This window comes from Pseudomonas sp. 313 (genome assembly GCF_000316965.1).
GTDB lineage: Bacteria > Pseudomonadota > Gammaproteobacteria > Pseudomonadales > Pseudomonadaceae > Chryseomonas > Chryseomonas benzopyrenica.
Window position 1 is genome coordinate 96,093 of record NZ_ANBZ01000071.1, and the last position, 21,341, is coordinate 117,433.

Genomic DNA, 21,341 nt, shown 5'->3' on the forward strand with positions numbered 1-21,341 from the left:
TACCCCATGCCCCTCGGCGGTAAGGGCGTGGCCATGGTCGACACCCGGGACATCGCCGAGGTCGCCGCCCTTGAGCTCATCCACCGCGACCAGGCGCCAGGCAGGCCGCCCCGCGAGACGCTCAACCTGGTCGGCCCGGACACCCTTACCGGCGCAGGCGCCGCGGCGATCTGACGCGAATTGCTGGGCCGCCCCATCCATTATGCCGGCGCCGATCCCCAGGGCTTCGAACGGAGCATGGCGACCGCGATGCCGGCCTGGATGGCCTACGAGATGAGGCTCATCGCCGAGCGCTACGTCAGCGACGGCATGCTGCCGCAATCCGGCGACCGCGAGCGGCTGGTGCAGATGCTGGGGCGCCCACTGCACGGCTATCGCGACTTCGCCCGGGCGCTGGTCGGCTGAGCGCCTCCGCTCTGGCCGTCTGGACAATGCCCGGAGCCGGTACTTTGCACGAGCGGCAGTGTCCCATCCTGAAAGCAGCGCGCTCATTGGGCGCGCCTCAACCGCCCGGGCCCGACCGGATACCTCGGCTGCCCGCACGCCTTTCCAGGAGTCCGCCATGTGTGGCCGCTTTGCCCAGTACCGCTATGCCCTCGACTACCTGGACGCCCTGGGCGCCGTGCCGGCAGAGGTCCGCACCGGCCTGGAACCTCGCGCCCTGGGTCGCTACAACGTGGCGCCAGGCACCCGCGTCCAGCTGCTCCACCAGCAGCAGGATGGCTTGCACCTGGACCCGGTGCTCTGGGGCTACCAGCCCGCCTGGGCGCGCCAGGCCAAGCGTCCGCCGGTGATCAACGCACGCGTCGAAACGGCGGCCACCAGCCGGATGTTTCGCGGTCTCTGGAAGAACGGCCGTGCTCTGGTGGTTGCGGATGGCTGGTACGAGTGGAAAAAGGACCCTACAGATCCCAAGCTCAAGCAGCCCTACTTCATCCGGCTGAAATCCGGCGAGCCGCTGTTCTTCGCCGCCATCGGCCACTTCCGGCCGGCAGGCCAGGCACCCCACGAGGATGATGGCTTCGTCATCGTCACCGCCGCCTCCGACGCCGGCATGGTCGATATCCACGACCGCCGCCCGCTGGTCCTGCCACCCGCCGTAGCGCGCGAATGGCTGGACCCCGAGCTGCCCATGGAACGCGCCGCCGAGATTGGTGAGATCGAAGGAACGCCCGTGGAGGCCTTCGACTGGTATCCGGTCGGCAAGGCCGTGGGCAGCGTGAAGAACGATGGGCCCGAACTGCTGGAGCGGATCGCCGAGCCGCTGGTGTAGGCACTGACCCATGTCGGCCTCGTTATCCAGCCGGCGGCGCAGTGGGTCTGGCCCTGCGGCCTCCTGCCCTTGGCGACCTTGACCAGCAAAGCGCCCGGAGCAAGGCCGGCGCAGCCCGCCAACGCTGGAGTGCCCAGCGCACGATACGCTGGGAAGTCGCCGTTATAATCACGGGATAGCCCTTGCCATGACGTAGTTGCAGGTAGCGTTCATTTCCAACCGTTTTTCTTCCGGCAACGACCCAGGTCCCATGAAAATCATACTGATGCGCCACGGCAAGCCGGCGCTGGAGAACTACCATGCCGTCGCCGCGCGAGACATGGTCGACTGGATCGCGGACTACGATCGGTCCGAGATAGGCACGGATGCCGCCACTCAGGAAGCGATAGCCGCGGTCAGGGACATCGGCCTGGCCACCACCAGCTCTGCCCCGCGCGCCCTGACTTCTCTCGCCGCATTGGGCAAGGCGCCAGCCAGCGAGGACACGACCTTTCGCGAGGCGGCACTACCCGTGGTGCGCGTTCCGCTCCTACGCCTGTCACCCTTCACCTGGGCCTTCGTCTTTCGTCTGCTCTGGCTGTGCGGAGTGACGAAAGACTCCGAGTCCTATGCCCAGGCGAAACGGCGGTCGAGACAGGCAGCAGACAAGCTCGCCGCCTTGGCCAGTGGCCGGGACAGCGTATTGCTGCTGGGCCACGGCTTCATGAATCGACTGATCGCCAGGCAGTTGCTACGTCAAGGCTGGGTAGAAGTCAGCAAGAGCGGCAGTGGCTACTGGGGCTTTGCCGTCTATGAAAAGGCGGAATAACGGGGCGGACTAGGCCAGCACCCGTATCGCGCTTTCCTCCCGTTGCCGCGCCAGGTCGCGATAACTCGCAGCCGGGTGTTCCGCTGGCAGTCGCGGGCCAGCGCCGCCGAGTTTTTCGCGTAGCGTGCCGGCTTGGTAAGCCTGCTTGTAGACACCCCGTCGCTGCAGCTCCGGAACCAGCAAGTCCACCACGTCGGCAAAGGTCTCGTGGGTCACGGCGTAGGCCAGGTTGAAACCATCCACATCGGTCTCTTCGACCCAGCTCTGCAACTCGTCCGCCACCGTCGCCGGGCTGCCTACCAGCAGCGGCCCGAACCCGCCGATGCCGACCCAGTCGGCCAGTTCCTGCACCGTCCATTGCTTGCCGGGATCGGCGGTGGAGAAGGCTTCCACCGCGGACTGGATGGCATTGGTGTGCAGGTGCTTGAGGACCTGGTCCGGGCGGTAGGCGGCGAAGTCGATGCCGGTCCAGCCGGAGATCAGCGTCAGGGCGCCTTCGTAGCTCACGTAGCCCCTGTAGTCCTGCCACTTGGCCCGGGCCTGGGCATCGCTCTCGCCGACGATGACCGTCTGCAGGTTGAAGATCAGCACCTGGCGCGGATCGCGACCGGCCTCGGCGGCCCGGCGGCGGATGTCGGCCACGGTCTGCTTGAGCACCGTCTTCGACGGGGCGGCGACGAAGACGCATTCGGCGTGCTCGGCGGCGAACTGCCGCCCACGGCTGCTGGCGCCGGCCTGATAGAGCACGGGCGTGCGTTGGGGCGAAGGCTCGCAGAGGTGATAGCCGGGCACCTGGAAGTGCCGGCCATGGTGGCCGATGGGATGCACCTTGGCCGGATCGGTGAAGCGACCGGACGCGTGGTCGCGCAGCACCGCGCCCTCTTCCCAACTGCCTTCCAGCAGCTTGTAGACCACCTGCAGGTATTCCTCGGCGTAGTCGTAGCGAGCATCGTGGTCGGCCTGGGCGGACTGGCCTAGATTGCGCGCGCCGCTCTCCAGGTAGGAGGTGACGATGTTCCAGCCGATGCGCCCCTTGGTCAGGTGATCCAGAGTGGATAGCCGACGCGCGAACGGATAGGGATGCTCGAAACTCAGGGAGGCGGTCAGGCCGAAGCCCAGGTGGCGGGTCACCGCCGCCATGGGGGTGATCAGCGCCAGGGGATCGTTGACCGGCACCTGGGTCGCCTCGCGCAGGGTAGCCTCAGGGCCGCCGCCGTAGACGTCGTAGAGGCCGAGGACGTCGGCGATGAACAGGCCGTCGAACAGGCCGCGTTCGAGCAGTTGCGCCAGCTCCGTCCAGTATTCGAGATCCTTGTACTCCCAGGAGCGGTCGCGCGGGTGGCGCCAGAGTCCGGGGGATTGGTGGGCCACGCAATTCATGTCGAAGGCGTTGAGGCGGATTTCACGGGACATGGGGGCTCCTAATAGGCGGCGTCGCGGCGCCGGGCCAGTTGATTGAGGGTCAGCACCAAGAGGATCAGCAGGCCGGTGGCCACCTGTTGCCAGTAGAAATTCCAGCCCACCAGCAGCAGGCCGTTGGCGGCCACCGCCAGCAGCAGCACGCCCAGCAGGGTGCCGGGCACATTGGGCCGGCCGTGGCGATTGAGGCTGGCGCCGATGAAGACAGCGCCGATGCCATTGATGAGATAGGCATTGCCCGAAAGCGGCACATAGGCATCGATGCGCAGCGCCAGCAGGATGCCTGCCACGGCTGCGGCCAGGGCGGTGGCCAGGCAGGTCCAGAGCGCCAGGCGCCGCAGCGCCAGCCCCGAGTAACGTGCCACCAATGGCTGACTGCCCAGCGCCAGCAAGGCGCGGCCCAGGCGCCCACGGGCCAGCACCAAGCCGTAGAGCACGGCCAGCAGCAACATGGTCCAGACCGCCGCCGGAATGCCGAGCCAGCTGCTCGCGGCGGGCCTGACCTCGGGTCTCAGATACAGCGGCAGGCCGCCTTCGGACAGCAGTTGTTGCAAGCTGGTGCCGATGAACAGCAGCCCCAGACTGGCGAGGAAAGGCGACAGCCCCACGCCGGCCACCAGCAGGGCATTGGCCAGGCCAACCAGCAGCCCAAGGCCCAGGCCACCGGCGAGCGCCACGGCCAGCGGCCAGCCGGCGTTGAGCAAGGCGATGCAACCGAAGGCCGCCAGGTCCAGGGCGATACCCACGGAAAGATCAATGCCGCCCGCGGCGATGGCGTAGGTCAGCCCCAGGGCCACCAGCGCCGGCACCAGGCCATTGTTCAGCAGCAGGCTGAGCAGGTTGCCCTGGCTGAGAAAGCCGGGCGCGGCCAGGGCGAAGACCACCATCAGCGTCAGGAACAGCAACGGCAGCGCCAGGCGCAGGCCCGAGCGGCCGAGAGAAAGGGTCGCACTCATCGGTTGCCCTCCTGCCGCAGGCTGGCCGCCGCCACCACCAGCAGGATCAAGGTGCCCTGGACGCCATTGACCAGAAAGCTGCTCACCCCGAGCAACTGGAAGCCATTGCCGAGCATGCCCACCAGCAGCGCCGCCAGCAGGGTGCCACCGACGCTCGGCTGGGAGCGCCAGGAAAACACCGTGCCGAGAAAGGCGATGGCCACCACCGGCAGGAGCAATTCGCCCGACCCAGGCGTACTGCCGCTGAACCAGGCGACTGACAGCAGCGCGGCCAGGCCCGCACAGCCGCCGGCCAGCAGATAGCTGGAGAACACCAGCGTACGTACCGGCAGGCCGGCGGCGCGCGCTGCCTCGGGATGATCGCCCACCGCGGCCAACCGCAGGCCATAGCGCGTACGCTGAAGCAGCAGGGCCAGCACCAGGGCGGTCGCCAGCAGTACCCAACCCGCTGCCGGGATGCCCAGCAGGCTGCCCATCCCGAGCAGATCCAGCCAGGGCGCGCTGGCCGGTAGCACGGTATTTTCGCTCAAGACCAGTTCCAGGCCGGCCACCACATTGAGGCTGGCCAGGGTCGTGAGCAACGGCGGCAGGCCCAGCAAGGTCACCGCCAGGCCGTTGACCGCCCCCACCACCAGGCCGCAGGCCAGGGTCAGGCCGATGGCCAGCGACGCACCGTACCCCGCGTTGACCAGGGTCGCCTGGACCGCCGCGCAGAGTCCGAGATTGGCCGCCAGCGACAGATCCAGGCCCCCGGCCAGGACGTTGCCACCCCCACCGACGATCACCAGGGTGAGGCCCAGCGCCAGGATGCCCGGGATGGCGGCCTGGGCGAGGATATTGGCGAGATTGCCGCCGCCCAGGAACCCCGGCGCCCGCCAGGCGAACAGAATGGCGATCAGCGCGAAGGCCAGCAGCGCCCCGTGGCGCCAGAGATCCAGCCACCCGCCCAGGGCGGGCGCCGCAAGAGGTTCAGGAGGCGAGGCCAAGATCCGCCCTCCCCGTCGCGTCCGCAGCCGGTCTCACTGCGCCGGTGGCGGTGGCCAGCAATTCCTCGGCGCTCAGCTCCCTGGCCGGGCGCGCCCGCAGCAGCCGTCCGCGATGCATCACATGGATGCGGTCACAGAGGTTGAGCAATTCGGGCAAGTCCACCGACAGGATCAACACCCCCGCGCCCTGCTCCACCAACCGAGCGATCTGGCGATAGAGTTCGGCCCGCGCGGCGAGGTCGATGCCCACGCTGGGTTCGTCCAGCAGATAGAGCCGCGCATCGCGGGCCAGCCATTTGCCCAGGGCGACCTTCTGCTGGTTGCCGCCACTGAGATGACGCACCGGCGTCTCCAGGTCCGGGGTACGGATGTCCAGCGCCTCGCGTAGCCGTAATGCGGCCTGGCGCTCGGCGCCTGGCCGACGGAGACCGAACCAACTGAAACGCTCCAGGGCGGCCAGGGTGAGATTCTCGGTCACGGTGAGATCCAGGGCCACGCCCTGCTGGCGGCGATTCTCCGGCAACAGCGCCAGCCCCGCCCGCACCGCGGCCCGCGGATGGGCGAACCGCTGCGGACTTCCCTCCAGCAGCAACTCGCCCTCGGCCACCGGCAGCAGGCCGAACAGGGTCTTCAGCAACTCCTTGGCGCCCGAGCCCACCAGGCCGGCCACGCCGACCACCTCGCCCCGACGTACCTGCAGGTCGACCTTGGCGAACGCACCCGGCCGGCCGAGACGCCGGGCTTCCAACAGGACGTCGCCAGGCTGTGCCTGCGCCTTGGGATAGGCCTCGCCGAGTTCGCGATTGATCATCAGCCGCGCCATGGCGGCCGCCGGCGTAACGCGGGGTTCGACTTCCGCCACCACCTGGCCGCCCCGCAGCACCGTGGCCCTGTCACAGAGGCGCTCGACCTCCTGCAGGTAGTGGGACACATAGAGCAAGGCCAGGCCCTGGTCACGCAACTCGCGCAGCAGCCTGAGCAGGCGCTCCACCTCGCCATGGGCCAGGGCTACGGTGGGTTCGTCGAGCACCAGCACCTTGGGTGTAGCCAGCAGCGCCCGGCTGATTTGCAGCAGTTGCTGTTCAGCGCTGCTCAGGTCCGCCACCCGGGTTCGCGCGCGGCAGTGCAGGCCGAAGCGCTCGGCCAGTAGTCGTTCCGCCGCCCGCTCCTGCCCACGGCGATCCAGCAGCGGGCCGCGGCGCCGCTCCTGGCCGAAGAACAGGGCCTCGGCCAGGGTGAAGTTGGGCGGCAACAGCCGCTCCTGGTGGATGATGGACACCCCGCGGCGGGCCAGCTCACGCGGTCCGGCGCCAGGCAGCGACTGACCATCCAGGCGCAGCTCACCGGCCTCGGGGGTCACCAGGCCACCGAGCACCTTGATCAGGGTGGACTTGCCGGCGCCGTTCTCGCCGACCAGACCATGGATCTCGCCAGCCCTCAGGGTCAGGTCGACACCCGCCAGCGCCTGGGTCGCCCCGTAGCGCTTGGCGATGCCCCGTAGTTCGAGCACCGCCGTGCTCATTGATCACCCCGTAGCGCCGCTACCTGGCCCAGGTTCGCCTTGGTGGTGAGCAGGGTCGATACGTGGGTCTCCTTGGGCAGATCACGGGCGCCGGCGAGGTAGCGGGCGACGTTCTGCACCGCCGTGCGGCCCATCAGCGCCGGTTGCTGGGCGACCACCGCGCCCACCGGGCTGTCGTCACGCTTGAGTAATTCCAGCACCTCGGGCGTGCCGTCGACGCCATAGGTCTTGATCTCGGTACGCCCGGCCTCGATCAGCGCCTGACTGGCGCCAAGCTGGGGAATGTCCCAGGCCGACCAGATGGCGGCGATCTGGCCCTTGGGGTACTTGTTGAGCAACGCGGCGATCTGGCCGCGGGCGTCCTGCACGGTATTGGGGATCACATCGCGCAGCTCGGGCTGGATGATCTTCAGCCCCGGATGGGCGTCGAGCATCTTGCGCAGCTCGGCGTAGCGGATGGCGCACACGGGCACGCCCTGGAAGCCGTTGAAGACCAGGATGTCGCCCTGGCCACCGGTGTCCTTGGCCAGTTGCTCGGCCAGTTCACGCCCGGCCGCGGCGTTGTCGGAGGTGGTGTTGTTGAGGCTGTACCGGGACGGCGCATCGATGGTGAACAGCGGGATGCCGGCCGCCTGGATGCGTTTCAGCCAGGGGTCTATCACGCTCAGGGTACCGAGGGTCTGGATCACCGCATCCGGTTTCTGGGTCACCAGGGTCTGCAGCTGGGTCACCAGGTTCTTGTCGTTACGGCCGGCGTCCAGGGTGATGGGCGTGCCGCCCAGCCGCTTGACCTCTTCCACCTGGGCCTGGAAGGCCTTGAGATCGAAGTAGTGGCTGGTGCCGGTCATGCTGATGGCGATGCGCTTGCCGGCCAGCGAGGGCACCTCATCCGCAAACGCGAGGGCGGTGGTAGCCAACAGCGGCAACAGCAGGAGGGCACGGAACAGGGTACGAAGGGCCATGGGAATCCTTTCTTTTCAGTCGCTGATGGTCAGGTGGTGCTCGCCCAAGAGGCGCTTGAGGTCACGGGAGGCCGGGCCGGCTGAGCGGTGCGCGACGGTTTCTGCCAGCCATTCCCGCTGCAGGTCGGCGGCTAGCTGGCGGGCACTGTCGGCGGCCAGGCGGGCCTGGATCTGCCGTACCGGTCCGTCCTCGGCGGCGCTGGCACGTTGCAAGGCGCGCGCCGCGGCCAGGCGCACCTGGAGATCGCCGACCGCGGCGATCACCAGCGGGTCCTGGGCGCGCGAGTCCTTCGGCAGTTCGTGTCGCAGTTGCTGGAGGAGGTGTTCGGCGAAGGTCAGTTCTTCGTGGGTGACAAGGGCGAGATCGGTCATGGCATCAGTTCCAGGCGTGACGCGGCGGCTCGACGCCGTTGAGCAGATAGTTGCCGATCAGGTGGTACTTCCAGCGCACCGGATCGTGCAGCGTGTGGGTGCGGGCATTGCGCCAGTGGCGGTCGTGGCCGAAACGCGCCGAGACGCTGCGGGTGCCGCCCAGTTCGCAGAGGCGATTGGCGGCGGCCAGGGCGATCTCGGTGGAGGCGACCTTGGCCTGTCCCACCACTACCGAAGCCTCGGCGACGCTGGCCGCGGACGGCTCCGCCAGCGCCCGGTCGACGGCCACGCCGGCTTCTTCCAGCAAGGCCTCGGCGGCGGCCAGACGCCAGCTCAGGTCACCGATCAGCACCTGGCTCAGTGGGTCTTGCCAGCTATGCGCGAGCCCGCTGTCGGTCCACGGCCGCGCCAGCCGGGTGGCGGCCAGGGCGGCAGCGAAGGCGCCGCGGGCGATGCCGACGTCCACTGCCGCCTGGATGATCTGGGAGACCGGACCATCCGCCGTCGGCCGCTCGAACGCCTTCCAGGCGGGCAATACCGCGCTGCGCCGGACACTGACGCCCTTGAGCTGCACCCGACCGCTGGCGGTGGTTCGCTGGCCGAAGCCGTCCCAGTCGTCGATCACCGTCAGGCCGCCGGCATCGCGCGGCACCAGCGCGAGATGGGCCAGGCCCTCCTCGTCCAGTGCCACCGTGGGAACCACGTGCGCAAAGAGGGCACCGGTGCAATAGGCCTTCTCCCCATCGATCCAGGCGGTATCCCCAGTGAAGCGGATACGCGTCTCGAACTGGGTGACGGTCTTGCTGCGCGCCTCGGAGAAGGCATTGCCGAAGCGATAGCCCTGGAGCACCAGGCCGAGGTAGTGGCGCTGCTGGTCCGGGCTGCCGGTCAGCAGCAGGTTGTTGACCACGCCCAGATGATTCTGCGGTAGCTGGCCCAGAGAGGGATCGGCCGCGGAGATACGGGCGATGACTTCGGCGACGGTGCCGAATCCCACCCCCGCGCCGCCGAACGACCGCGGTACGGTGATGGCCCAGAGACCACTGGCCGAGAAGCGCTCGATCTCGGCCCAGGGCAGGCGTCGCTCCTGGTCACGACTGAGCGCATCGCGAGCGAAATCCTCCGCCAGGGCAGCCGCGGCATCGAGTGCCTCGGCGGCGTCGCGCAAGCGCGTGGCAGGACGTTCGGGTACGGCACGGGGAACGGTATTGTGCGAGGTGGCGACGGCCATGCAGGGACTCCCTTGGAGGTGACCCCCGAGCTGGAGCACGAGCTATGCCATCGGCGAAAAATCAAAACTTATCAGTGATTTATATTAAAACCCGGGCATCTTGAAGTCGCTGACCAGACACCTCGGCAGACAACTGTTGCCCGAGGGACAGCCCGAAGGCGTGGCTGGAACGTCTCTCCTGGATCCAACCGACGAGACCAGACCGCACACCTCTTTTGGCGGCATGACATGCCCAGGCCTCACCGCCCGCCCGCAACACCCCCGAACCGCCGCCGATAATCTCCCGGGCTCAGCCCCACGACGCGGGTGAACACCTTTCTGAAAGCCCCCGGATCGCTGTAGCCCACCTCCCAGGCGACCCGTTCGAGGGGCAGCCGGCTGGTCTGCAGCAATTCCCGGGCGCGCCCGACGCGCACCTGCTGGCCGTAAGCGGTGGTGGTCATGCCGGTGGCCTGGCGAAAGCGGCGCAGCAAGGTGCGCGGTTCGAGTCCGGCGCGCTGGGCCAGGGTGTCCAGGCCGAGGTCCTGGGCGCCGGTTTCCTGCAGCCACTCCTGCACGGCGAGGACGGCGCTGTCGCCATGGCTCAGGCGCGGCGAAAAGGCGCTGTAGTAACGCTGCTGTCGCCCCGGCGGGTCGATGACCAGGATGCGCGCGGTGTCGAGCATGCGCTTGGCGCCCAGGTAGCGATCGACCAGGCGCAGGCCGAGGTCGGTCCAGGCCATGAGACCGCCTGCGGTGACGAGGTCCTCGCCATCGATGAGCAGTTGATCAGCGTCCAGACTCACCCTAGGGAAACGGGCGGCGAAGCGCTCGACATGGAGCCAGTGGGTGGTGGCGGTGCGGCCGTCGAGCAGACCGGTTTCCGCCAGCAGAAAGGCGCCGGCGCAGATCGAGGCCAGACGCACGCCCGCGCCATGCTGCTGGCGCAGCCAGTCACGATAGGGCGCGGCCGCAGCCGGTGTGATCGGCTCCGCCAGACTGGGCGGCAGGATCAGCACGTTGGATGAGCCGCTCGCTACGGGCAAGGAGTCGTACACCCGCCTGGGCGCCGCGTCGCCCTCCTCCAGCCGCCAGTGGCTGACCCGCAAGCGGGGCCGCTCGGCATCCTCCGCCGTTCCCGTGAAGCGTCCGGCGATCTCGAACAGATCGGTGAGGCCGTGCACCGTCGCCAGTTGCACACCCGGATAGAGCAGCAGACCGAGTTCGATCGGCGGTTGATCGTGCATGTGTCGCTGGCACCCCTGAAGTTGTCGGCCGCGCCCCTTCGCCGGCAGGCGGGGCTGGCCAATCATGGCCGGACCTGAAAGCCGAAGCATCTTCCGAGGAGCTGGACATGAGCAAGCACGCCGTCGTCGTCATCGATCTGCAGAACGAATACCTCCCTACCGGCAAACTGCCCCTCAGTGGTATCGAGGCCGCGGTCGCCAACGCCGCGCGGATCATCGCCCACGCCCGTGACCAGGGCGTTCCGGTGATCCATGTGCAGCATCAATCGCTCAGCGCCGAGGCGCCGATCTTCGTGCCCGGCAGCGACGGCATCGAGATCCAGGCCGCCGTCGTGCCCCAGGCCGGCGAGCCGGTGGTGGTGAAGCACTATCCCAACGCCTTTCGCGAAACCAACCTGAAACAACTGCTGGACCAACGCGGTATCGAGTCGCTGGTGGTGGTGGGTGCCATGAGCCATATGTGTATCGATGCCGGCGTGCGCGCCGCAGCCGACATGGGGTACGCCGTGATCGTGATCCACGACGCCTGCGCCACCCTGGATCTGGAGTTCGGGGGCGTCAGGGTGCCGGCGGCCCAGGTACATGCCGCCCTGATGGCGGCGCTGGCCTTCGCCTATGCGACCCTGGAAGCCACCGACGCCTATCTCGCCGACTGAGAGGCCGCCGCGTCCGCGGCGGCGTCCGGCACCCCTGGTCGATCAGCTCCAGCCGCGCGACCCGGGTGCCTGGCAGCAGCAGGGCACCCGGCGCGATGACCGCATTGGCGCCTAGACGACAACCGTCGCCGATCAGGGCACCGAACTTGACCACCCCGGTGTCGATCACCTGGTCACCGAGGCGGATGCGGATGAGCGCGCCGTCACTTTCGTTGCGGTAGTTGGCGACGATGGCACCCGCCTCCAGATTCACCCCGCTGCCGATCAGCGAATCCCCGACGAAGTTGAAGTGGGCGAGCTTGCTGTCGTCCAGCAGCAGGCTGCTCTTCAGCTCGCAGGCCGGGCCTACCACGCAGTGGCTGCCGAGGTGGACGCCCCCGCGCAGATAAGCGCCCGTGGCCACCAGGGTGCCGGGACCGACGATGACCGGCCCCTTGAGCACGGCACCGGGCTCCACCACCGCCGTCTCGTGGATGGCGTTGTCGCCCTCGCGGCGATAGCCGGGACCGAGCCGCGCCAGCAGCGCCCGGACGTGGTACTCGCAGGCGCTAGTGATCGTCCAAGGCTGCATGGCCGCCAGGCCCAGAGTGGGCCAGGCGGCGATAAAGCGACTGATATCCAGGTCAGGCATGACGGCCTCGGCAGCGGCGGGAAGCCCTGGATTCTGAATCAGGCCATGGCCGGATGCCTGCACCGGCCGGCGAAAGATTCAGCCGTCGCGCAGGCGCCCCAGATGACCGCTGAGCATGGCCGCCAGGGTGCGGCAGGCTCTGGTTGCAGGGCACCGCGATCAGACCAGCGCCTTGCTGGCCCTGCTCGAACTCGGTGCGGCTGGCGCTGGCCGCGTCCAGGCTGAATACTGCCGTCGTCTCCGAGTCGCCCCCTCCCTGCCCCCTGCGGACTGCCGCCATGAACGCGCCTTTGCCCGATCCCGCTCCCGCCCAGGCCGACATCGACACCCTGCACCTGCTGTTCACCGCCCAGGGACCGCGCGCCCTGGCTCTGCGCGACTCCACCGCCGCCGAGCGCCTGGCTTTGCTGCACCGCCTGCATGGCGCCCTGGTGGCCCGGCGCGGAGCGCTCTATGCGGCCTTTCGCCAGGATTTCGGCAAGCCCGAGGTGGAAGTGGAGCTTTCCGAGATCATGCCGGTGCTGGAAGAGATCCAGCACGCGCGGCGCCACCTGCGGCGCTGGATGAAGCCACGGCGGGTGCGACCGACCCTGGCCTCCCTGGGTTGCCCGGCGCACATCCATAGCCAGCCGCGCGGGCGCTGCCTGATCATCGGCCCCTGGAACTATCCGGTCTCCACCCTGCTCGGCCCGCTGGTGTCGGCGCTGGCGGCCGGCAACACCGTGATGCTCAAGCCCTCGGAATTCACCCCGGCGGTCAATGCGGTGCTGCGCGACCTGCTGGCCGAGGCCTTCACCCCGGACAGCGTGGCCTTTTGCGAAGGTGACGTCGCCACCGCCGAGGCGCTCTTGGCGCTGCCCTTCGATCACTTTTTCTTTACCGGCTCCACGGCCGTGGGCCGCCTGGTGATGCAGGCTGCCGCCCGCCACCTGGCCTCGGTGACCCTGGAACTGGGCGGCAAGTCGCCGGCGATCATCGACGCCAGTGCTGACCTGAACGCCGCCGCCGAGCTGTTGCTCTGGGGCAAATTCCTCAATGCCGGCCAATCCTGCATCGCGCCGGATCATGTCTTCGTCGCCCGCCACCTGCTGCCAGCGTTCGAGGAGCGCTGTCGCGCCCTGCTGGTGCAGCGCTACGGCAGGGACGCCGCCGCCAGCCCCGACTACGCCCGGCTCATTCACGAGCGCCACGCCAGCCAGCTGATCGGGCTGCTCGACCAGGCCCAGGCCGCCGGCGCGCGGTTGATCCACGGCGGCGCGCACGATGCGGCAGGATGCTATCTCGCACCGACCCTGCTGGACTGCTCGGCCATCGACAGCCCCCTGGACAGCCAGGAACTCTTCGGTCCGCTCTTGCCGGTGATCGCCTACGACGATCTGGAGGAGGTCCTGCAGCGCATCGACGCCGGCCCCAAGCCCCTGGCGCTCTATCTCTGGAGTCGCGATCGCGCGGTGCAGCGGCGGGTCGTCGCCCGCACCAGCTCCGGTAGCGTCGGCCTGAATCTGTGCATGCAGCAGTACACCCAGCTGCACCTGCCCTTTGGCGGTGTCAATCACTCCGGCAGCGGCAGCGCCCATGGCCAGGCGGGTTTTCGCACCTTTTCCCACGAGCGTAGCGTGCTCGCCGCCGGTCCGCTGCTGGCCGTTCGTCTGCTGTTGCCGCCCTATTCGCCGTTCAAGCTGCGGCTGGCGCAATGGGTGTCGCGCCTGACCGGAGGCGGCTAGGCCCAGTACGAGAAGTGCCTGCGCATTGGCGATGCTTCGTTGAAAAACGCTTCGAAATGCTCATTTACCGCACGTAAACTGCGCTTCCTCAGCCTTTTTCGCCTCGCCTCCCCTTCGCTCGGCGACTTTCGTACAGGACCCGGAAAACGCCCAGCAGGGCACACCATCCGCCGGGAATGACGCTTCCAAGGATGCACGAGTGGCGAACCACCCCTTAGAATGACGGACCGCCAGCCTTGGCCGTGCCAATCTGCAATCGGCGCGGTCCAAGCCCGGCATGGGTTACCCTTGCACGTGAATTCTATTTGGAGCGGTGAGCTGAACGATGGGCTTTGAGCAACTAGCTGAACTACGCGACCGCCTGCGGGCCGAAAAAGCGCAGGTAAAGACCGAGAGCAATGAGCGGCCGGCGCGGAGACCTTCACCGAAAGCCAAGCCCCGCGAGCAGAAGCCCCGCGAGCAGGATCCGGTGGTCGAAGGCATCCGCCGGCTGCAAAAGCACTTCCCGCTGGCCTTCCCGGTCAATCCCGCACCCAAGGTGCCGCTCAAGGAAGGCATCCTCAAGGACGCCGAGCAGCACCTGGAGCGCCTGGGCATCACCGGTGACCAGCTCAAGCAGTCGATCGCCACCTGGTGTCGCGGCACCCGCTACTGGGCGGCCATGACCGAAAATGCCCCGCGCCTGGATCTGGATGGCCAGCCGGCCGGCACCGTGACCGCGTCCCAGGCGGTCTATGCCAAGCAGCAGGCACGCCGCCAGCGCGCCCAGGCCCGCCGTGAGCAGGCCAAGGCCAAGGCGGAAACCGCCGCGCCCGCCGAGGGTGAAGCGGCCGCAGCCGTCGCCGCTCCGGTGGATGACGCCTCGGCCTGACGGCAGCTCCGCGCCTGATCCGGGACACGGCTCCCGACGGCGCGCGACCTGACAGGCGCCCCAGTCAGCAGGACCGGGGCGGCCGTTGCCGTTCGCCTGATTGACCCGTGCAGCCCCGAGCCGCACCTGGGTCACGTCGATGTGACCACCGCCCCCATAGGCTGCTCTCAGGTCGTGGCACCCAGTTGCCAGGGCACGAACTCGTTCTGCCCATAGCCATGCAACTCGCTGCGACTGCGCTCACCCGAGGCCAGTGCCAGCAGGCGTTCGAAGATGAAGGCGCCGCGCTCTTCCAGGGTGGTGCTGCCGTCCACCAGGCCGCCGCAATCCACGTCCATATCGTCGCGCTGACTCTCCCACAGGCGGGTGTTGGTGGCGATCTTGAGCGATGGCGTCGGTGCACAGCCATAGGCGGAACCGCGCCCGGTGGTGAAGGCGATGAGGTTGGCGCCGCCCGCCACCTGACCGGTGGCCGAGACCGGGTCGTAGCCGGGGGTGTCCATGAACACCAGACCGGGGCTGCGCACCGGTTCGGCATAGCCGTAGACCGCCATGAGATCGGTGGAGCCGGCCTTGATCACCGCGCCGAGGGATTTCTCCAGGATGGTGGTCAGGCCACCCGCCTTGTTGCCCGCCGACGGATTGTTGTCCAGGCTGGCGCCCGCACGGGCGCAATAGTCCTCCCACCAGCGGATGCGCTCCACCAGTCGCTCGCCTACCGCCGGGCTGGCGGCGCGTCGGGTGAGCAGGTGTTCGGCGCCGTAGATCTCCGGGGTTTCCGAAAGGATCGCGGTGCCGCCGGCGGCCACCAGCAGATCCACCGCGCGGCCCAGCGCCGGGTTGGCACTGATGCCTGAATAGCCGTCCGATCCGCCGCATTGCAGACCAAGGATCAGATGCCGGGCGCTGACCGGTTCGCGCTCCACCTCGTTGGCCGCAGGCAACAGGGCTTTTACGGCTTCAATGCCGCGAGCAACGGTGGCGGTGGTACCGCCGCTGTCCTGGATGTTGAGGCTGCACAGCCCCGCATGCTCGGCGAGACCCTGGTCAGCCAGCAGCGTGGGGATCTGGTTGGCCTCGCAGCCCAGGCCGATGAACAGCACGGCGGCGAAATTGGCATGGGCCGCGTAGCCGCCCAGGGTGCGACGCAGCACCGCCATGCCCTCTCCCTGGGTATCGATGCCACAACCGACGCCATGGGTCAGGGCTACCACGCCGTCGACATGGGGATAGGGCTGCAGCGCCTCGGGGTGGACGTCACGCCGAAAGTGGTCGGCCACGGCTCGCGCCACCGTCGCCGAGCAGTTCACCGAGGTGAGGATGCCGATGTAGTTGCGGGTCGCTACCCGCCCGTCCGGCCGGACGATCCCCAGGAAACTGCGCTCGATGGGCGCTGGTGCGCCACGGGCCTCGATACCAAAGGCATGCTCCCGGGTGAAGTCGCCCATGGCTAGGTTGTGCACGTGGACGTGGCTGCCGGCGGCGATGGCCTCGCGGGCGAAGCCGATGATCTGACCATAGCGTCGTACCGGCTCGCCCACCGCTATAGGGCGCACGGCGACCTTGTGACCGGCAGGCACAGGTTCGCGAACCTGCACCCCTTCCTCCGGCAGTTCCAGGCCCGGCACCAGTGGCTGGCGGGCGATGAGCACATCATCCTGGGGATGCAGACGCAGGGTGGCGCGGGCGGCCGCCGCGGCGCCGCTGCGGGTGATCAGTTCCATGTCCGTCTCCGCTTCAGCATTCGATGAGGGCCTTGACCACACCCTCGGCAGGATCGAGCAAGGGTGGGAAAGCCTCGGGCACCTCCTCCAGGCGCAGTCGGTGGGTATTCAATGCCTGGGTGGGTACCAGCCCGCGTCGGAGACAATCGTGCACGTGGCGGAAATCCTCGGCAGTGGCGTTGCGGCTACCGAGCAGGGTCGCCTCGCGCTTGTGAAATTCCGGATCGGCAAAGCTCAGGTTGCCCTGGACGATGGACACCAGCACGTACTTGCCGCCATGGGCAATGAAGGCGAAGCCGCGCTCCATGGCACGGGGATTACCGGTGGCGTCGAACACCACGTCGAAGAAATCGCCGCCGGTGAGCTCGCGCAGGCGCGCCTCGTCGTCCTCGCCAAGCGCGACCGTGGCCTGCACCCCAAGATGCTCGGCGCAGAAGGCCAGGCGATCGGTACGGCCGTCCAGCACCGTCACCCGCGCCCCGCGCAGGTGGGCGAACAGTGCCACCGCCATGCCGATGGGACCGGCGCCCACCACCAGCACCTGCTGCTCAGCGGCTACCACACTGCGCCGCACCGCATGGGCGCCAATGGCGAGAAACTCCACCATGGCCGCCTGATCGGCATCCAGGCCATCCGCACGGAACAGCGCGCTGTGGGGCAGACTCAGGTAACCGGTCATGGCGCCATCGCAATGCACGCCCAGGACCTGGATGCGGGTGCAGCAGTTGGTCTTACCCTGGCGGCAGGCCACACAATCGCCACAGGACAAATAGGGCATCACATAGACCAGGTCGCCCTCGGCGAGGCCCGAGTCGGCTTCGGTCTCGGTCACCGTGGCGGAGATCTCGTGGCCCATGACCCGCGGATAATTCAGGTAGGGCTGATTGCCGGAAAAGATGTGCAGGTCGGTGCCGCACACCCCGACCCGCTCGATGCGCACCAGGGTTTCGCCCGGGCGACGCGGGGGCTTCTCCCGCTGCTCGGCGCGCAGCAGACCGGGCTCCTGACAGACGATGGTCAACATCAGTGTTTCTCCTCTTCCAGACGACGCACAGCCTGTTCTACGCCGCGCAATTCGGCCAGGCCCTTGAGCCGGCCAATCAGCGAGTAACCTGGATTGGTCCGTCGACCCTGATCATCCAGCAGTTGGTGACCGTGATCCGGTCGCATCGGCAGGCGCGCCCCGCCTTCGCGTTCGCGGCGATGCTCCTCGCGCACCAATTCCCGGATCACCCCGACCATGTCCACGTCGCCGTCCAGATGATGGGCCTCATGGAAGCTGCGTGGATCTGCCTCGCGGCGGGTCGCCCGCAGGTGGACGAAGTGAATGCGCGGGGCGAACTGGCGGGCCATGGCTACCAGGTCGTTGTCGGCGCGCACGCCATAGGAGCCGGTGCAGAAGGTCAGGCCGTTGGCGGGGCTGGGCACCGCCTCCAGTAGCCACTGGGCGTCGGCAGCGGTGGAGACCACGCGCGGCAATCCCAGCAGCGGCCGGGGTGGATCGTCCGGATGCACCCCCAGGCGGATCCCCACCTCCTCCGCCACCGGCACCACGGCCTGCAGGAAGACCGCCAGGTGCTCGCGCAGGCGCGCGGCGTCGATCCCGGCATAGGTGGCCAGCAACTGTCGGAGGTTGGCGACCGAATAGCCTTCCTCGGCACCGGGCAGCCCGGCGATCAGGGTGCGTACCAGCTCTTCGCGACCGGCCGCGTCGAGACCGTCGTGATAGCGGCGCGCGCGTTCGATCTCCGCGGCGGAGTAGTCCGCTTCGGCCCCGTCCCGCTGCAGGATGCAGAGGTCGAAGGCGGCGAAGGCGTCCTGATCGAATCTCAGCGCCCAGCCGCCGTCGGGCAGCCGGTGCGCCAGCTGGGTACGGGTCCAGTCCAGCACCGGCATGAAGTTGTAGCAGACCACGTCGATGCCGCACTGGGCGAGGTTGCGCAGGCTCTGCCGGTAGTTGTCCAGGTAGCGCTCGCGCCCCGGCAGGCCACGCTTGATGTCTTCGTGCACCGGGATGCTTTCCACCACCGACCAGCTCAGACCCGCCGCCTCGATCAGCGCCTTGCGCTCGGCGATGGCCGCTACCGGCCAGACCTCGCCATTGGGAATCTCGTGCAGCGCCGTGACGATGCCGGTGGCACCGGTCTGGCGGATATCGGCGAGGGAGATGGGATCGCGCGGGCCGAACCAGCGCCAGGTATGTTCCATGTCAGACTCCTTGATCGGTCAAGTCGGCGATGGCCGCGCCTATGCCCGCCTCGGCGATGCGCCGATGGGCCTGCTGCACCGCTTCGCGGAAGGCGGCCTGCTCGGCCAACGCTGGCGGAAAGACCTCGGCTAGCGCCAGGACGGCATCGACCCGCGCCACGCCCTTAGGCAAGGCGGCCAGGGTGGCGCGCAGGGGATCGTCCAGGGCCTCGCCCTCGGCGTCACCAAAGTGAATCCAGGCCGCCACGCCGAGGGCGGTACAGGAGAAATCACCGCCCTGCTCCAGCAGCCGCTGGGCTCCCAGCAGCCAGCGCTGGGGCAGCTTTTGCGAGCCATCCATGGCGATCTGGCGCAGCCGGTGCTGCAGGGCATCGTTGCGAAAGCGTGCGACCAGGGCTTCGGCATAGGCGTCGAGATCGACACCATCGGGCATGTCCAGGGTTGGCGCCGCCTCGCGACTCATGTAGCGGTGCACCAGAGCGGCCAGCTGACGGTCGGCCATGGCCTCGGCCACGGTGCCGTGGCCGGCCAGGCTGCCCACATAGGCCAGCAGCGAATGGCTGCCATTGAGCAGGCGCAACTTCATGGTCTCGAAGGGGCGGACGTCCGCCACCATCTGCACCCCTTCGTGCTCCCAGTCCGGGCGTCCCTGGGGAAAGCGATCCTCGATCACCCACTGGCTGAACGCCTCACCCACCACCGCAGCGGGATCGTCACAGCCAAGGTCGCGCAAGCGCGCGAAGGCGGCCTCGTCCATGGCCGGCACGATGCGATCCACCATGCTGCAGGGAAAGGCCACCTCGGTGGCGATCCAGGCCGCCAGGCCCGCGTCCTGGGCCTCGGCGAGGGACACCACCGCCTGGCGGGTCCGCTGGCCGTTGTCGGGCATGTTGTCGCAGCAGAGCACGGTGAAGGGTGCGATACCCGCGGCACGCCGGCGGCGCAGGCCTTCCACCAGCAGCCCCGGTGGGGTGCGCGGCGCCCGCGGTTCGGCGAGGTCGTGGACGATGCCGGGATCGTCGCGCCGCAGGGCACCGCTGGCGGGACTCAGGCAGTAACCCTTTTCCGTCACCGTCAGGGTGACGATGCGCACCCCGGGATCGGCCAGCCGCGCCAGCAGGGCCTCGCGCTCGGCACCGCCGTCACCGGCATAGAGCACCTCGCGCAGGGCGCCGATCTCGCGCAGCACCCCTTCGCGCCGGTTGCGGTACTCGGCCACGTGATAGCGACCCTGCTGAGCGCGCAGGGTCTCCACCAGCGCCCGCCCCGACCTCAGGTTGGCGCTGCTCAGGCCCCAGGCACCACCACCATGGCGAGCCAGGTTGCGTTCCAGGTAGACCGCCTGGTGAGCACGGTGGAAGGCGCCCAGTCCCAGGTGGACGATACCGATGGCCGGCGCCGGATAGCGCGAGGGGATCCGTTCGAAGTCGCTCATCGGGTGCCTCCCGCGGCCAGCTCGGTCGGTGCGCTCGCCGGCCGCTCGGCCAGCGGCTTGACGAAGCGCGCCACGCACAGCGAGCCGATCACGGTCAGGGCGCCGGCCAGCAGGAAGGCGCTGGTGAAGGCCCCGGTGAACTGCACCAGGTAGCCGGTCACCGCCGGGCCGATGATGCCCGAGGTGTTGGCCAGGAAGTGCATGAAGCCGCTCACCCCGCCGACCCGCGCCGCCGGCACCGTGTCCTGGATGATCGCCCAGTAGATGGCGCCGGTCAGATAGAGGAAGAACACCGAGAGCGCCACCAGCGCCACGGCCGCATAGAGGGTGCTGACCAGGCCAGCCACGGCGATACACAGGGCACAGGCCAGCAGACAGGTCACCAGCACCACCTTGCGCGAGAACATCAGCCGGCCGGTCTTGCGGAACACCCAGTCGGACAGATAGCCGCCCACCGCCAGGCCGATGAAGCCCAGCACCCAGGGGATCACCGTGGCGATGCTCATGTCCTTCACGTTGAGGCCGTAGGCCTGGATCAGGTAGCTGGGAAACCAGGTCAGGAAGAAGAACAGGGTGTAGTTGTAGGCAAAGAACGCCAGGGCGGTGAACAGCACCGTGGGCTGGCGCAGATAGTACTTGAGCGGCCGCACCTCGGTATCCACCACGGCCACGGCGCGCTCCTCGGCGGCGATGTCGGCGGCCAACTGGCCGGTCGGCTTGTCCTTGATCCAGAGGTACCAGACCACGGCCCAGACGAAGCCGATCAGCATGATGACGATAAAGGACACCTTCCAGCCGTAGGCCACGGCGATCACCCCGACGATGGGGCCGGAGATGGCCCCGCCCAAAGGGGTGCCCGACATCGACAGGCCCAGGGTGCGACCCCGGTTATGGGGCGCGTACCAGTTGTTGACCATCTTGCTGGTGGAGACGCTCAAGGGCCCCTCGGCCATGCCGAACAGCACCCGGATCACGATCAGCGCGGCGAAGCCCGAGGCCAGCACCGTCAGGCCACTGAACGCCGACCAGAGCACCATGGCCAGCAGCAGCGTGGTCTTGGCGCCATAGCGATCGGCGGCCCAGCCGCCAATGAAGTTGAACGCCGCATAGCCGACGAAGAAGGCGCTGAACAGCAGCCCCATCTCGCCGGCGCTCAGCGCGAAGTCCTTCTGGATCAATGGCGCCGCCACCGACAGCGCCGAGCGATCCAGATAGTTGACGACTCCCGCCAGGAACAGCATGACGAGTACCAGCCCACGACCTTGTCCAGCCATTTGTTACCTCCCGCTCATTGTCTTTATTCGGTAAGGCATAAGAGAACTCCCCAGGGGGAGTCG

At 68.2% G+C, this 21,341-nt stretch carries 20 protein-coding genes and 1 pseudogene; 7 read left to right on the top strand and 14 right to left on the bottom strand.

What is annotated here, in order from left to right:
* Window positions 1-6 precede the first annotated feature (6 nt).
* The 4 genes from C722_RS26560 (at window position 7) to C722_RS0114885 (ending at window position 2,081) form a co-directional block, all read left to right on the top strand.
* On the top strand, window positions 7-174 hold the full coding sequence (locus C722_RS26560; RefSeq protein WP_017641260.1) for a hypothetical protein: 168 nt from the start codon (window positions 7-9) through the stop codon (window positions 172-174).
* A gap of 63 nt (window positions 175-237) precedes the next feature.
* Window positions 238-405 (top strand): hypothetical protein, encoded by a 168-nt coding sequence (locus C722_RS26565; RefSeq protein WP_218186739.1) that lies wholly within the window; start codon window positions 238-240, stop codon window positions 403-405.
* A gap of 157 nt (window positions 406-562) precedes the next feature.
* Window positions 563-1,273: an SOS response-associated peptidase family protein gene (locus tag C722_RS0114880; RefSeq protein WP_017641262.1), complete on the top strand. Its 711-nt coding sequence runs from the start codon at window positions 563-565 to the stop codon at window positions 1,271-1,273.
* Between the two features lie 250 nt (window positions 1,274-1,523).
* Window positions 1,524-2,081: a histidine phosphatase family protein gene (locus tag C722_RS0114885; RefSeq protein ID WP_017641263.1), complete on the top strand. Its 558-nt coding sequence runs from the start codon at window positions 1,524-1,526 to the stop codon at window positions 2,079-2,081.
* A 9-nt stretch (window positions 2,082-2,090) separates the two neighbouring features.
* Here C722_RS0114885 and C722_RS0114890 read toward each other — a convergent pair whose 3' ends face one another.
* The 8 genes from C722_RS0114890 to C722_RS0114925 form a co-directional block, all read right to left on the bottom strand.
* Window positions 2,091-3,494 carry an LLM class flavin-dependent oxidoreductase gene (locus C722_RS0114890; protein WP_017641264.1) on the bottom strand — a complete coding sequence of 468 codons (1,404 nt, stop codon included), beginning with the start codon at window positions 3,492-3,494 and terminating at the stop codon, window positions 2,091-2,093.
* An 8-nt stretch (window positions 3,495-3,502) separates the two neighbouring features.
* Complete coding sequence (locus C722_RS0114895; protein ID WP_017641265.1) at window positions 3,503-4,456, bottom strand: ABC transporter permease; 954 nt, start codon at window positions 4,454-4,456, stop codon at window positions 3,503-3,505.
* Window positions 4,453-5,442: an ABC transporter permease gene (locus C722_RS0114900; RefSeq protein WP_017641266.1), complete on the bottom strand. Its 990-nt coding sequence runs from the start codon at window positions 5,440-5,442 to the stop codon at window positions 4,453-4,455. The genes C722_RS0114895 and C722_RS0114900 overlap by 4 nt, the downstream gene beginning before the upstream one ends.
* On the bottom strand, window positions 5,426-6,964 hold the full coding sequence (locus C722_RS0114905; RefSeq protein ID WP_017641267.1) for a sugar ABC transporter ATP-binding protein: 1,539 nt from the start codon (window positions 6,962-6,964) through the stop codon (window positions 5,426-5,428). Before C722_RS0114905 ends, C722_RS0114900 begins: the two co-directional genes overlap by 17 nt.
* The gene (locus C722_RS0114910; protein WP_017641268.1) at window positions 6,961-7,926 is read right to left on the bottom strand and encodes a sugar ABC transporter substrate-binding protein; all 966 of its coding nucleotides are present in this window, start codon (window positions 7,924-7,926) and stop codon (window positions 6,961-6,963) included. Before C722_RS0114910 ends, C722_RS0114905 begins: the two co-directional genes overlap by 4 nt.
* 15 nt (window positions 7,927-7,941) lie before the next feature.
* Complete coding sequence (locus tag C722_RS0114915) at window positions 7,942-8,298, bottom strand: hypothetical protein (RefSeq protein ID WP_017641269.1); 357 nt, start codon at window positions 8,296-8,298, stop codon at window positions 7,942-7,944.
* 4 nt (window positions 8,299-8,302) lie between these two features.
* A complete protein-coding gene (locus C722_RS0114920) occupies window positions 8,303-9,529 on the bottom strand; it encodes an SfnB family sulfur acquisition oxidoreductase (RefSeq protein ID WP_017641270.1) in 1,227 nt (408 codons plus the stop codon).
* Between the two features lie 239 nt (window positions 9,530-9,768).
* Window positions 9,769-10,755 carry a GlxA family transcriptional regulator gene (locus C722_RS0114925; protein ID WP_017641271.1) on the bottom strand — a complete coding sequence of 329 codons (987 nt, stop codon included), beginning with the start codon at window positions 10,753-10,755 and terminating at the stop codon, window positions 9,769-9,771.
* Between the two features lie 107 nt (window positions 10,756-10,862).
* On the opposite strand from C722_RS0114925, the gene C722_RS0114930 reads away from it, so the two are divergent.
* Window positions 10,863-11,411, top strand: coding sequence for a cysteine hydrolase family protein (locus tag C722_RS0114930; protein ID WP_017641272.1), 549 nt, complete (start codon window positions 10,863-10,865; stop codon window positions 11,409-11,411).
* A 34-nt stretch (window positions 11,412-11,445) separates the two neighbouring features.
* On the opposite strand, the pseudogene C722_RS24985 reads toward C722_RS0114930, so the two are convergent.
* A pseudogene (locus C722_RS24985) lies at window positions 11,446-12,042 on the bottom strand (transferase); the annotation flags it as partial.
* Window positions 12,043-12,320: 278 nt separating this feature from the next.
* On the opposite strand from C722_RS24985, the gene C722_RS0114940 reads away from it, so the two are divergent.
* Complete coding sequence (locus C722_RS0114940) at window positions 12,321-13,766, top strand: aldehyde dehydrogenase family protein (RefSeq protein WP_017641274.1); 1,446 nt, start codon at window positions 12,321-12,323, stop codon at window positions 13,764-13,766.
* A 325-nt stretch (window positions 13,767-14,091) separates the two neighbouring features.
* The gene (locus C722_RS0114945; RefSeq protein WP_017641275.1) at window positions 14,092-14,637 is read left to right on the top strand and encodes a ProQ/FinO family protein; all 546 of its coding nucleotides are present in this window, start codon (window positions 14,092-14,094) and stop codon (window positions 14,635-14,637) included.
* 167 nt (window positions 14,638-14,804) lie between these two features.
* Here C722_RS0114945 and C722_RS0114950 read toward each other — a convergent pair whose 3' ends face one another.
* The 5 genes from C722_RS0114950 to C722_RS0114970 are packed head-to-tail and all read right to left on the bottom strand — an operon-like array spanning window position 14,805 to window position 21,278.
* On the bottom strand, window positions 14,805-16,361 hold the full coding sequence (locus C722_RS0114950) for a UxaA family hydrolase (RefSeq protein WP_017641276.1): 1,557 nt from the start codon (window positions 16,359-16,361) through the stop codon (window positions 14,805-14,807).
* A 13-nt stretch (window positions 16,362-16,374) separates the two neighbouring features.
* A complete protein-coding gene (locus tag C722_RS0114955; protein ID WP_017641277.1) occupies window positions 16,375-17,385 on the bottom strand; it encodes a zinc-binding alcohol dehydrogenase family protein in 1,011 nt (336 codons plus the stop codon).
* Window positions 17,385-18,569 carry a mannonate dehydratase gene (gene uxuA / locus C722_RS0114960; protein WP_017641278.1) on the bottom strand — a complete coding sequence of 395 codons (1,185 nt, stop codon included), beginning with the start codon at window positions 18,567-18,569 and terminating at the stop codon, window positions 17,385-17,387. Before uxuA ends, C722_RS0114955 begins: the two co-directional genes overlap by 1 nt.
* Window position 18,570: 1 nt before the next feature.
* On the bottom strand, window positions 18,571-20,004 hold the full coding sequence (locus tag C722_RS0114965; protein WP_017641279.1) for a mannitol dehydrogenase family protein: 1,434 nt from the start codon (window positions 20,002-20,004) through the stop codon (window positions 18,571-18,573).
* The gene (locus C722_RS0114970) at window positions 20,001-21,278 is read right to left on the bottom strand and encodes an MFS transporter (RefSeq protein ID WP_026083873.1); all 1,278 of its coding nucleotides are present in this window, start codon (window positions 21,276-21,278) and stop codon (window positions 20,001-20,003) included. The genes C722_RS0114965 and C722_RS0114970 overlap by 4 nt, the downstream gene beginning before the upstream one ends.
* Window positions 21,279-21,341: the final 63 nt, after the last annotated feature.